The sequence below is a fragment of the Streptomyces sp. NPDC060194 genome (assembly GCF_042728285.1).
GTDB lineage: Bacteria > Actinomycetota > Actinomycetes > Streptomycetales > Streptomycetaceae > Streptomyces.
Window position 1 is genome coordinate 21682 of the sequence record NZ_JBHWZH010000060.1, and the last position, 10855, is coordinate 32536.

Annotated in this window: 13 protein-coding genes and 1 pseudogene; 10 read left to right on the forward strand and 4 right to left on the reverse strand. The window is 74.1% G+C overall.

The genetic code is table 11. The features are described from left to right. Positions 1-41: 41 nt before the first annotated feature. Positions 42-707 (reverse strand): annotated as a pseudogene (locus ACFWEG_RS15670) (ArsR/SmtB family transcription factor); the annotation flags it as partial. A gap of 111 nt (positions 708-818) precedes the next feature. Here ACFWEG_RS15670 and ACFWEG_RS15675 point away from each other — a divergent pair. From ACFWEG_RS15675 to ACFWEG_RS15695, 5 genes are all read left to right on the forward strand, one after another. Then, on the forward strand, positions 819-1082 hold the full coding sequence (locus tag ACFWEG_RS15675) for a hypothetical protein (RefSeq protein WP_387214764.1): 264 nt from the start codon (positions 819-821) through the stop codon (positions 1080-1082). Further along, entirely contained in the window at positions 1079-1450 is a 372-nt protein-coding gene (locus tag ACFWEG_RS15680; protein ID WP_387214767.1) for a hypothetical protein, read from the forward strand. Before ACFWEG_RS15675 ends, ACFWEG_RS15680 begins: the two co-directional genes overlap by 4 nt. 13 nt (positions 1451-1463) lie before the next feature. Then, complete coding sequence (locus tag ACFWEG_RS15685) at positions 1464-2300, forward strand: phosphotransferase enzyme family protein (RefSeq protein ID WP_387214770.1); 837 nt, start codon at positions 1464-1466, stop codon at positions 2298-2300. A 374-nt stretch (positions 2301-2674) separates the two neighbouring features. Continuing rightward, entirely contained in the window at positions 2675-3136 is a 462-nt protein-coding gene (locus ACFWEG_RS15690; protein WP_387214773.1) for a PPOX class F420-dependent oxidoreductase, read from the forward strand. A gap of 506 nt (positions 3137-3642) precedes the next feature. Continuing rightward, positions 3643-4182 carry a DinB family protein gene (locus tag ACFWEG_RS15695; protein ID WP_387214776.1) on the forward strand — a complete coding sequence of 180 codons (540 nt, stop codon included), beginning with the start codon at positions 3643-3645 and terminating at the stop codon, positions 4180-4182. Positions 4183-4189: 7 nt separating this feature from the next. Here the strand turns inward: ACFWEG_RS15695 and ACFWEG_RS15700 are convergent, their stop codons facing one another. After that, on the reverse strand, positions 4190-4972 hold the full coding sequence (locus ACFWEG_RS15700) for a sulfite exporter TauE/SafE family protein (protein ID WP_387214779.1): 783 nt from the start codon (positions 4970-4972) through the stop codon (positions 4190-4192). A gap of 901 nt (positions 4973-5873) precedes the next feature. Between ACFWEG_RS15700 and ACFWEG_RS15705 the strand changes: the two genes are divergently transcribed. The 4 genes from ACFWEG_RS15705 (at position 5874) to ACFWEG_RS15720 (ending at position 9612) form a co-directional block, all read left to right on the forward strand. Continuing rightward, on the forward strand, positions 5874-6053 hold the full coding sequence (locus ACFWEG_RS15705) for a hypothetical protein (protein ID WP_387214782.1): 180 nt from the start codon (positions 5874-5876) through the stop codon (positions 6051-6053). A gap of 29 nt (positions 6054-6082) precedes the next feature. Further along, complete coding sequence (locus tag ACFWEG_RS15710) at positions 6083-7744, forward strand: glycosyltransferase (protein ID WP_387214784.1); 1662 nt, start codon at positions 6083-6085, stop codon at positions 7742-7744. A gap of 362 nt (positions 7745-8106) precedes the next feature. Next, complete coding sequence (locus ACFWEG_RS15715; RefSeq protein ID WP_387214787.1) at positions 8107-8847, forward strand: N-acetylmuramoyl-L-alanine amidase; 741 nt, start codon at positions 8107-8109, stop codon at positions 8845-8847. Between the two features lie 375 nt (positions 8848-9222). Next, the gene (locus tag ACFWEG_RS15720; RefSeq protein ID WP_387214791.1) at positions 9223-9612 is read left to right on the forward strand and encodes a hypothetical protein; all 390 of its coding nucleotides are present in this window, start codon (positions 9223-9225) and stop codon (positions 9610-9612) included. Between the two features lie 43 nt (positions 9613-9655). On the opposite strand, the gene ACFWEG_RS15725 is transcribed toward ACFWEG_RS15720, so the two are convergent. Further along, the gene (locus tag ACFWEG_RS15725) at positions 9656-10234 is read right to left on the reverse strand and encodes a dienelactone hydrolase family protein (RefSeq protein ID WP_387214794.1); all 579 of its coding nucleotides are present in this window, start codon (positions 10232-10234) and stop codon (positions 9656-9658) included. A 79-nt stretch (positions 10235-10313) separates the two neighbouring features. Beyond that, the gene (locus ACFWEG_RS15730; RefSeq protein ID WP_387214797.1) at positions 10314-10487 is read right to left on the reverse strand and encodes a hypothetical protein; all 174 of its coding nucleotides are present in this window, start codon (positions 10485-10487) and stop codon (positions 10314-10316) included. Positions 10488-10550: 63 nt separating this feature from the next. Here ACFWEG_RS15730 and ACFWEG_RS15735 point away from each other — a divergent pair, with 63 nt between their 5' ends. Then, the gene (locus tag ACFWEG_RS15735) at positions 10551-10724 is read left to right on the forward strand and encodes a hypothetical protein (protein WP_387214799.1); all 174 of its coding nucleotides are present in this window, start codon (positions 10551-10553) and stop codon (positions 10722-10724) included. Positions 10725-10855 lie beyond the last annotated feature (131 nt).

Below are 10855 nucleotides of genomic sequence, written 5' to 3' on the forward strand. Positions count from 1 at the left end.
GACTCAGGTCCCGGTTCGGGCCCCGGTTCGCGTCCCGGCTCGGGTCCCGACTCGGGCTCCGGTTCGCGTTCCGACTCAGGTCCCGACTCGGGCCCCGGTTCGCGTCCCGGCTCGGGGATGACGTGCGCGATGACGCCGACCCGCTCGGCCCCCTCGGGCGCGTCGGCCACCTCGTCCGGCGTGTCCTGCCGGTAGCGGGCGACCACCTCCCCCAGCTCCCGGCGCAGCGCGACGGCCTCGGCCGGCGTGAGCCGCAGCGCCCAGTCGCTCATGTCGAACGTGCCGCGCCATGAACTCGGCACCGTCTGCAGCTCGTTGAGCGCGTTCTGCACCCGCAGGGTGTAGGTCGCCGCGACGGCCTGCAGATACGCCATCGCCGCCTCGGGCTCGCGCTCGACCAGCTCCCCGTCCTCCAGGTGCGTCCTCATGTGCACCGCACGCCACCACCGCTCGCGCGCGTTGCCCCGCCCGGTGTCCTCCTCGACGAACCCGGCCGCGCCGAGCTGCCGCAGGTGGTAGCTGGCCGTCCCGCTGTTCACCCCCAGCCGCTCCGCGAGCCGCGTGGCCGTCGACGGCCCGAACTTCCGCAGCTGTCCGACCAGTTGGACGCGCACCGGATGCGCCAGGGCACGCAGCCCCTTGGCATCCAGTACGACGGCGTCCACGGCGGCACGGGAGGCCCGCGGCCCCACGGGGGTGTCTGTCATACGACCCACGGTAGACCGCGAAGAGTTCTTTGCAAACACTTCTTCGCGTAGAAGTCTTCGCAATACACGCCGCCCTCGACACGTCTTGGTATTCAAAAGTTTTCTCACGTCATGGCCGACACGACGATAAAGATCACCGAAGACGTCCGCGACCGCCTCCGCGTGTTGGCCGAGGAGCGCGGCGTGAGTGCGCGAGCCCTCGTCGAACGACTTGTGGCGGCCACCCCGACAGACGCCGAGCGGGCCGAACGCACCGCACGCGGCGTGGCGTACGTACGAGCGCATCTCGGCGTCGAGCTCACCGGGAGGGATCTGCGCGAGGCCCAGGACTGGCGGGCAGCCATCGCGGCGGGCCGGGTCGGGAGCCGCGGGTGATCGTCCTCGACCACACGGCGGTCATCGCTCTCTGCCGCGGCCACCGCCCGCTCGCCGGCCTCGCGGTCGTCGAGGTCGACGACCCGGCGCAACGAGCACACGTACCCGCTCTGTGCATGGTCGCGGCGAGCCTCGAACTGCCCGGCGCGACAGCCCATGCGGGGGCGCTGCCCGGGCTGGAGTTCCTCCCGCTCGACTTCGCCGCCACGGCGGCGGTCGAGAGCCTGACGGCAGGCGGCGTCGCGTGGGCCTTCGCCCACGCGGTCTACGCCGCGGCTTCGGGAGCCGTCGAGGGCCAGGTCCTGACCACGACACCGGCCGCGTACGACGGCACCGGCATCTGGGTGGTCGACGTCGGCAAGCCCTGACAGGGTGCGGGGTATGGGCGACACGGACACGGCGCGGGCGGTAGAGGCGGGGACGGGGGTCGCGGCGGCATGCGGGCTGACGGTCGAGGACGCGCTGGTGCTGCACGCGTCGAACAAGGTGACGCTGCGCTTGGCGCCGTGCGACGTGGTGGCCCGGGTGGCGCCACCCGGGGACGAAAGCCCCCTGTTCGAGCTGGAGTTGGCGCGACGGTTGGTGGCGGCGGGGTGTCCGGTGGCGGGGCCGGACCGGCGGGTGGAGCCGCGGGTGTACGAGCGGGACGGGTTCGGGGTGACGTTGTGGACATACCACGCGCCGACGGCGTCGCACGGGCTCACGCCGGGCGCGTACGCCGACGGGCTGGCGCGACTGCACGCCGGGATGCGTGAAGTCCGGCACGACGCACCCCACTTCACCGAGCGTGTGGCACAGGCGCAACAGCTTGTCGCGGACCACGACCGCACCCCCGCGCTCGCGCCGGCAGACCGCACCCTGCTCGCCGACACCCTGCGCACGCTCCGTCGCGCGGTCTCCTCCTGGGGCGCGCCGGAACAACTGCTCCACGGCGAACCGCACCCGGGCAACGTACTCATCACGGCCGACGGCCCCCTCTTCGTCGACCTGGAGACGTGCTGCCACGGCCCCGTCGAGTTCGACCTCGCCCACGCACCGGAGGCCGTCGGGGCCCGATATCCGGCTCTGGAGCGGGAGTTGCTGCACCTGTGCCGCGTCCTGGCCCTGGCTGTCGCCACGACGTGGCGCTGGGACGTGAAGGATCGGCACCCGGACGGACGGGAGTTGGGCGAGCGGTGGCTCGCGCGGATCCGGGCGGAGCGAGGCATGTCCGCGTAGGAAGCGTGCGTTCACCCTCGCGCACCGCGTTCGCCGGCAACGCCGCGCTTCGGTCCCTTCGGTCCCTCGCACACGATCCCCCGCGCGCGGCGCTTCGTGCCGGCTCCGACCGGCAAGCGGTTCCGCGCGCCCCCGACCGTGCCGCGGACCCAGAGCCCGACGGGGCTCGCGTGCAGGTGGATGAGCACCGAGGGAGCGGGCCGCCTGTCGGCCGGGGTGCGAGGTGACGTGCGGCTCGGGGCGAGGGGTGTGCGGCCCGGACTTGCGGGGCGTGGAGGGCGGTTCGTGCAGGGGGCGCAGCGGCAGCCGGCCGTGGTGGGCGCGTCGGGGCGCGGCTCGTCGGGGGTGGGGGGTGATGGCGTAGGTTGCCTGGCATGAGCCCTTCCATTGCCACCAACACCCAGGTCGATCTCGACGGGCTGCTCGCGTTCGTGCGGCCCCGGCACCGTGCGCTGCTGATCACGCGGCGGGGGGACGGTTCGCCCCAGGCGTCGCCGCTCACATGCGGGGTGGACGATGCGGGGCGGCTGGTGATGTCGACGTACCCGGAGCGTGCGAAGACGCGGAACGCGAGGCGGTCGGCGGAGGTCAGTGTCGTCGTCCTGTCGGACGAGTGGGACGGGCCGTGGGTGCAGGTCGACGGTGACGCGGAGGTTCTCGACGTGCCGGAGGCGGTCGAGCCGCTCGTCGAGTACTTCCGGAACATCTCCGGAGAGCATCCGGACTGGGACGAGTACCGGGCGGCGATGCGGCGGCAGGGCAAGTCCCTCATCCGCGTCACACCTCGCCGGTGGGGCCCCGTCGCCACGGGCGGCTTCCCCGCGCGGCTGGCCTAGCGGCGATTGGCGGCGGCAGCGGGTCCCGGTGCGCCGCGGGGGCCTTGGGCGGCGGCAGCGGGTCCCGGTGCGCCGCGGGGGCCTTGGGCGGCGGCAGCGGGTTCCGGTCCGCCGTTGCGCGGCAGGCCGGTGAGGGTCCGCCGCTGCGCGGCGGCTTCTCCCGCCACAGCCGCCCATGGCAGTCACCTTTGTAGGCGACGTGGGTTGCGCAGTGGTGCGGTGACGCTGCGCGCCACCGGCCGGCGGACGGCGACGGCGCGAGGGTGGGGTGGGCGGGGGTGCCCCCGCAGCGACGAAGGAGCGAGAAGGAGCCCCCGACCGCCCCACCCGGCCCCCGCCGGACGCGACCCCGCCCCCCGCACAAGCGCCCCACCCCACCCGCCTCGTTCGGCTCAATCGCACGGACTTCGACGCATCGCGGACCGGAACTGTCCGCAAGGGTCCTTACCGTAGGGGACGTCCGGCGGCCCGGATGGCGGGCGGGACGGAACGAAGGGTGAGGGCTGATGACGAACGACCACGCGACCGAGACCGCACCGATCTCGCGCGAGCGCGCGGACCTCCTGGAACTGCTGGGCCAGCAGCGGCACTTCCTGCGGCACACCACCCGCGACCTCACCGACGAGCAGGCCCGCCTGCGGACGACGGCGAGCGAGCTGACTCTCGGGGGTCTGATCAAGCACGTGACCGCGGTCGAGGCGAACTGGGCGAGGTTCATCGTCGAGGGCCCCGGGGCGATGGACTTCAGCGCGATGACCGAGGAGGACTGGGCCGCCTGGCAGGACAACTTCCGGCTGCTCCCGGACGAGACCCTCGCGGACGCACTCGCCGCGCACGCCGAAGTGGCGGCCAGGACCGACGAGTTGGTCCGCACCGTCCCCGACCTCGACGCCGAGCACCCGCTGCCGAAGGCGCCCTGGCACGAGGAGGGCAAGCACTGGTCGGTGCGGCGGACCCTGATGCACATCGCCGCGGAGACCTCGCAGCACGCCGGCCACGCGGACATCATCCGCGAGTCGCTGGACGGCGCGAAGAGCATGGGCTGACCCCGCCTCACACCACCGCCTGGACCGCGTACACCGCGCCGACCCCCGCGGCGAGGGTGCCGAGCAGCAGACGGAGGAACCGTTCCGGGAGGCGCGGCTGGAGGTGCGCGCCGAGGTAGCCGCCGACCAGCCCGCCGGCCCCGCAGGCGAGCCCGAGCGGCCAGTCGGGGGCGACCGCGCCCCCGGCCGTCAGCGACAGCAGCGCGAAGGTGCCCGCGCCGACGGCCGAGGTGACGAACGTCGAGGCCAGCGCGGCGGGGGCGACCTCGGCGACGGGCATCCCCCGGCCGACCAGGACGGGGCCGAGCAGGGAGCCGCCGCCGATGCCGTAGACCCCGCCCGCGGTCCCCACCGCGAGCGCGAGCCCTTGGACCGCGCGCGCGGAGAGCGGGCGTCGGGGCCGGGGCGGTGCGGGCCGCAGCGTCCGGACGCACAGCCACGTCCCGAGCGGCAGCAGCAGTACGGCGACGAACGCGCGGAACACCGTGGGGCCGGGGACCGCGAACACGCGGACCGCGGCGCCGATCACCACGCCGGGGACGGTCCCCCGCAGCAACAGCGTCGTCAGCGGGCCGCCGAGCCCTCCGCGGCGCGCGTGCCGCAGGAGGGCGCCGGGGCCGGCCACGACGTTGTACAGCAGGTTCGTCGGCGTCACCGCGGGGGACGGCACCCCGAACACGCTCACCTGCACCGGAAGCAGGAACACCGCGCCCGACACGCCGACCGGTGCGGTCGCCACGGACACGACCACCCCGACGACGAACGCGAGCGCGCCCTCCGACCAGGTCACCGGAAAGTGCGGGGGTGTCGGGTCACGGACCCAGTATCCGCAGCCCGGCTGAGCGGGCCGCGGGCGGGGGGTCCGGCGGGCGCCCGGCCGCGGGCGGCAAGGGGTGCGGGCAGTCGCGGTCGCACGGGCCGGTCGTGTGCGGCACGAGGTGCGGGCGGCCGCGCTCCCGCAGACCGGTGCCCGCGCGCGGCACGAGTTGCGAACGGTCGCGGCAGCGCGGGCCGACGGTCGTGTGCGCCACGAGGTGCGGGCGGTCGCGCTCGCGCGGGCCGATGGTCGCGTGCGGCACGGGCTGCGGACGGTCGCCCTCGCGCAGACCGGTGCTCGCACGCCGTCCGAGTGTGAGCCGTCGCGCCCGTACGACCGGTGGGCACACCGGCGCTCTGCGGGCGGGGCGGGGTCGCGTAGGTCGGGGGCCGGGCGGGCCGGTCGGGCGCACCTCCTCGCTCCTTCGCCGCCGCGGGGGCACCCCCGTCCACCCCACCCCCCGTCCGATTCACCCCCACAGCGATGCGACGCCTGTCGCGCAGCGGCAGGACCCACTGGAGACGCCGCGCAGCGGCGGGACCCCCCGCTCCCGCCGCCCGAGCCGCGCAGCGGCGAAGCCACACTCCGGCCGAGCCGCGCAGCGGCGGACCCTCGCCGGCCTGCCGCGCAGCGGCACGGCTTCGCCGCGCAGCGGCGAAAAGACCCTCGCTGCCGGCCGCCCAAGGCCCCCGCGCCCCGGAAACCGCATCCCGCGCAAGACGTACGCGGAACTCATCACTCCCCCCTCGCGCGTAGACGTGTACGTCGTATGGATTTCAACCAGGGGAACGCGCGCTTCCGTCGGCAAGAGATGTGAACATCGTCGGGAGAACATCCGCAGGATCTTCACGTTTCAGCTCTGGGGGGATTTGCCATGTCCGAAGGTGGACAGCTCGCCGCGACCGGCTCGGGACTCGGCGCGATCGCGATCGGCGGCGGGATCATGCTCGACGCCGGGATCGCGATCGTCGCGACCGCCGTCGTCCTCGTGGTCGGCGGCATGCTGGCGATACGGTTCGGCTTCCGGCGGGGCCGCTCCGCGGGCCAGGAGTGAGTGCGCGCCGCCGGCGCAAGGCGACACCGGTGCTGGCGGCCCACCAGCACCGGTCGTCGACCGTCCTGTTCGGCTTCGTCGTCCTCGGCGGGGTGACCGTCTGGACCGGGCTCCACGTGATCCGCGCCATGGAGTACGACGCCGAGGCCAAGTCCCGGCTCTCGATCGTCTGGTCGACGATCTTCCTCGCGGTGCTGCTGCAGACGGTGCTCTACCACCTGGACCGGCCCCGCCGCCTCACCCCCCGGATCGCCCGGCAGCTCGCGGACCTGAGGACCGCGATCCTGATGCCCGTCTACAACGAGGACCCGGGGCTGCTGAAGCTCGGCCTGGAGTCGTTCCTGCGCCAGACCCGGCTGCCGGACGCCGTACACGTCGTGGACGACGGTTCGAAGAACAGCGCGGACCTGGAGGGGGTGCGCCGGTGGTGGGAGCAGGCGGCCCGCGCGGCCGGGGTGCGCACCACCTGGCAGCGCACGCCCAACGGCGGCAAGCGGCACGCGCAGGCCGCGGGGGTGCGGCAGGCGCCGGACGCGGACGTCTTCATCACCTGCGACTCCGACTCGTGCTTCGCGCCCAACGCGATCGAGGAGATCCTCACGCCCTTCGCGCGGCCGCGCGTGCAGTCGGTGGCCGGCATCGTCGTGGCGACGAACAACCGGAAGAACGTGCTGGCGAGGATCACCGACCTGTGGTTCACCACGTCCCAACTCGTCGACCGTTCGGGGCAGTCGGCGGTCGGCGCGGTCACCGTCAACTCCGGTCCGCTGGCCGCGTACCGGGCGGACATCCTGCGGGACAACCTCGACTCGTACCTCAACGAGGTGTTCCTCGGCCGCCCCGTCATGTTCTCCGACGACAGCCTGCTGACCCTGTACGCGCAGGAGCGCGGGCTCACCGTCCAGCAGCCGAGCGCCATCGTGTTCTCCGCGATGCCGGAGAAGTGGTCGCACTTCGTGCGCATGTACCTGCGGTGGATGCGGGGTTCGGCGATCCGCTCCATCTGGCGGATGCGGTACCTGCCGGTGAACCGGCCCGCGTTCTGGATGCACCTGGTGCGGTGGATCCAGGTGCTCATCACGCAGATGGTGCTGGTGTGGATGCTCGTCGTGGAGCCGCTCGCCTACGGCAACCGGCCGCCCGCCTCGATGCTGTGGATCCCGTTCCTCATGGGCTGGGCGCAGGGCCTGCGCTACCTCAGCATCATCCGCTCCGACGAACGCATCCGCTCGCGGATCGCGACCTGGCTGATGATGCCGCTGGCCATCGTCATGGCCTGGACGCTCCTGCGCTGGCTGCGCTGGTGGGGCGTGCTGACCTGCCGGAAGACCGGGTGGGGCACCCGTGAGAACGGGGCGGAGGTCTCGCTCTCCGGCGCGGAGGCGGAGCAGCTGACCGGTGCGGTCCCGGTGCACGCCTACGAGCGGTACGCGGGGCCGGAGTTCGAGGAGTACGCCGGCCCGGGACACGCGGAAGTCGATGACGCGAGCCCGGAGTACGCGGGTGCGGAGTACGCCGGTGCGCGGTACGGCGGCCGCCCGTCGCCCACCGCGCCGCCGTGGGAGGTGCCGGCGCCCGGCCCGTACGACGCGTCAGGGTCGAACGGCCCCTACGGCCCGTACGGTCCCCCCGTCCGCGACGACGAGACGATGCGGATCCCCCAGTACCGGCCGATGGCGCACTCCTGGTAGCGGGCGGGCCCGGATGCGGAACGCCCGGCGGACTCCGCCGAACGCGCGGCGGGAGAGTCTTGACGCGGCTCTGACGTGTTCTGGACAATCACAGCGATCTTCTCCCCACCTGGAGGAACGTTGACCCACGGCCCCTCTCGCCGCGTCGCCCTGCTCGCGGCGGTCGGTGGTGCGCTCGCACTGCCCGTCGTCTGTACCGGAACCGCGCAGGCTTCCACCCCGCTCCCGCCCGGCCGGACCGAGCTCCCTCTCGTCACGAACCCCCGCGCTTCCGGCGCCGTCTGGGGCCCCGGCGCCGCGAGGAGCGCTCACGCCGAGCCGCTCAACGCCGGTGTCGGCTGCGTCCGCGGGGGGCGTGCCTGATGGCCACCTTCGTCACCCGCGCCCAGTGGGGCGCCCGCGCGCCGATCGAGGTCGGCACGAACATCACGCCGCAGCAGGGCGGCGTCGTCGTCCACCACGTCGACGGTGTGAAGCTCGCCCGCACCAACCACGCCGACTGCGCCGGCCAGGTGCGGGGCATCCAGAACCAGCACATGGACTCCAACGGCTGGTCGGACATCGCCTACAGCCACCTCGCCTGCGTCCACGGCTACCTCTTCCAGGGCCGCGGCGAGAACGTCCGCACCGCCGCGCAGGGCACCACCCAGGGCAACGACGACTGGTACGCGGTGTGCGCGCTGACCGGCGGCACGCTCACCAACTACGACACGGTCACACCGCAGTTGATCGACGCGATCCGGCTCGGCATCAGCCGGCTGCGCTCGTCGGGCGGCGCCGCGCAGGCCATCACCGGCCACCGCGACCACCACTCGACGGACTGCCCGGCCGCGCTCTACAGCCGCGTGATCAGCGGCGAGGTCAACCCCGGCGGCGGTCCGCTGCCCGCGCCCGGGGTCACCTTCCGCTCCTCCCCGGTGACCGTCCACGCGAGCGTCGCCACCTGGCAGTACCGCATGAACACCGCGCACGGCTTCGCCCTCACCGTCGACGGCCAGTACGGCGCCGGCTCCGACACCGCCTGCCGCACCCTCCAGTCCCGCAAGGGCCTCACGGTCGACGGCGCGGTCGGCCCGGCGACGTGGCGGGCGACCTTCGCCTGAGCGGCCGCCGCGCGCCCGCATGACGTGGGAGCCGCCCGCGGGCCCTGGACGCCACCCGTCCAGGGCCCGCGGGCGCGCCGCGCGTGCGGTTCCCTGCTCCGCCGCCCGCTCGACCACCTCATGCCGCTCCGTCGGCGCCGCTCCTCGTCGACACCTCCGCCCGAGCCCTTCCACCTCCGGCAGTCCTGCCGGCCCCCTGGATTGCGGACGGCCGCAGCGGGCACGCGCAGGCGGACTTGAGGGGGTGCCATGTTCCTGTTGGCCTGGGGGGATCTTCGCGACCGTGGCGGGGGTCGTCCTCGTGACGGACTTCCGCGACGCGGCGCGGCGGATGCACACGGAGAACCGCAGACGGTCGTCGTTCGGCGGGGCCTCGTGGCGACGCCGGGCGTCTGGTTCGTGCGGTTGCTGGGTGGGGTGTTCGCCCTCGCCGGGCCGGTCGTGCTGGTGCTCGGTGTGCGCGATCTGGCGCGCGGTGAGTCGACGGTGGGGGATCTGCCGCCGATGCCGCTGTGGTTCCTGGCGTGCGCGGGACTGCTCGTCGCGGTCGTCCTGGCCACGGGGTGGCGGTCCTCGGGCATGCTCCGCCGCACCTGGGAGGCCGGAGGCAACCTGCGGCGTGCGGCCGTACTCGTGGTCACAGCCGCGGTGGTCGCGTTCCCGGTGCTGATGGGTCTCGGCGCGCTGACGCCGCTCGTGCTGGTCTGGCTCCTCGGCGGCCTGTGCGCGACCGGGCTGCTGATCGACAAGCCGAGCCGGGCGTGAGGACCGCTCCCCGGGCCCGGAGGGAACGGGGAGCGGCGCGCGCCTACGCCGCCGCTTCCAGGAAGCGCCGCACGCGCTCCCTCACCACCCCCGCCGCCGCCTCGTCGTACTCCGGCAGGCCGCTGTCCGTGAACAGGTGCCGGTCGCCCTCGTAGAGGAACAGCTCCGCGGTCGGGACCACGGCGACCAGCTCGCGGGCGGCGTCCAGGTCGCCGCCCTCCTCGGCGAAGAAGGGGTCCGCGTCCATGCCATGGATCTGGGCGGGGAGGCCGTCGGGCCAGGCGCCGAACTCGGCGGCGGGCAGGCAGGCGTGCAGGAGGACCACGCCGCGCGCACCCGCCCGCGTCTGAGCCAGCTTCTGGGCGGGGACGGCGCCCAGCGAGAGGCCGACGTACACGAGCTCCGCCGGCAGGTCGGACGCCGCCGCCTCGCCCCGTGCGGCGATGACATCGAAGCCGGCCTTGCGGGCGTACCCCATGCCCTCGTCCAGCGTGTCGAAAACGTGCCCCTCGTACAGGTCGGGCGTGTGCACGACGTGCCCCGCGTCGCGCAGCTCCTGCGCGAGGCCGAGGACACCCGGCGTGAGCCCCTGAGCGTGGTGGAACAGCAGAACCTCGGCCATGCGCGCACTCCCCTACCTCCCGCGGAGCCCGGCCGGCTCCGGTCTCCGGAGTATGGCGCACGCCACTGACAACCGGCCCTCAGCCCAGCCACCGCCGGAAGAACTCCACCGCGTCCGCACCGGCCCGCTCGCCCGCGGCCGGATCGGCGGGCTCGGCGAGGACGCAGTCGTCGTGCCGGACGCTGCGCCGCTCCCGCACGGACGTGGCCACCTCGGACCCGCACCCGTCGGCGAAGGTGTCCGCGGAGGACATCGCTACGTTTCCGCTGCTGACAGTCGGGCACGCGACCGGTGATCGACAACGAAGGGACACACCATGAGCGCCACGGAGAAGGCCAAGGCCAGGACGGAGCAGGTCGCGGGCAAGGCCGTCAAGAAGGCCGCGCACGTGCTGGGCAACGAGACGACGGCGGCCAAGGGCGCGGCCCTTGAGGCGCGCGGTGAGGCCCGCGAGGTCAAGGAGAAGGGCAAGGACCGCCTGACGGGCTGAGCGGTCCCGCACACGCGGAAGTGGGGGGGGGGCCGGGGGGGCGGGGGGGCGGGGGCCGGGCCCCCCGCGCGCCCGCCCCCCCGCCCGGGGCGGGGGGGGGGGGGACGACGCCGGGCAGGCCGCGGGCAGGC

Bases quoted from the DNA above. Each gene is read 5' to 3' on its own strand.
- ACFWEG_RS15690 (WP_387214773.1), top strand. From the start codon at position 2,675: ATGAGCCCTTCCATTGCCACCAACACCCAGGTCGATCTCGACGGGCTG.
- ACFWEG_RS15675 (WP_387214764.1), top strand. From the start codon at position 819: ATGGCCGACACGACGATAAAGATCACCGAAGACGTCCGCGACCGCCTC.
- ACFWEG_RS15725 (WP_387214794.1), bottom strand. From the start codon at position 10,234: ATGGCCGAGGTTCTGCTGTTCCACCACGCTCAGGGGCTCACGCCGGGT.
- ACFWEG_RS15695 (WP_387214776.1), top strand. From the start codon at position 3,643: ATGACGAACGACCACGCGACCGAGACCGCACCGATCTCGCGCGAGCGC.
- ACFWEG_RS15730 (WP_387214797.1), bottom strand. From the start codon at position 10,487: ATGTCCTCCGCGGACACCTTCGCCGACGGGTGCGGGTCCGAGGTGGCC.
- ACFWEG_RS15715 (WP_387214787.1), top strand. From the start codon at position 8,107: ATGGCCACCTTCGTCACCCGCGCCCAGTGGGGCGCCCGCGCGCCGATC.
- ACFWEG_RS15685 (WP_387214770.1), top strand. From the start codon at position 1,464: ATGGGCGACACGGACACGGCGCGGGCGGTAGAGGCGGGGACGGGGGTC.
- ACFWEG_RS15705 (WP_387214782.1), top strand. From the start codon at position 5,874: ATGTCCGAAGGTGGACAGCTCGCCGCGACCGGCTCGGGACTCGGCGCG.
- ACFWEG_RS15735 (WP_387214799.1), top strand. From the start codon at position 10,551: ATGAGCGCCACGGAGAAGGCCAAGGCCAGGACGGAGCAGGTCGCGGGC.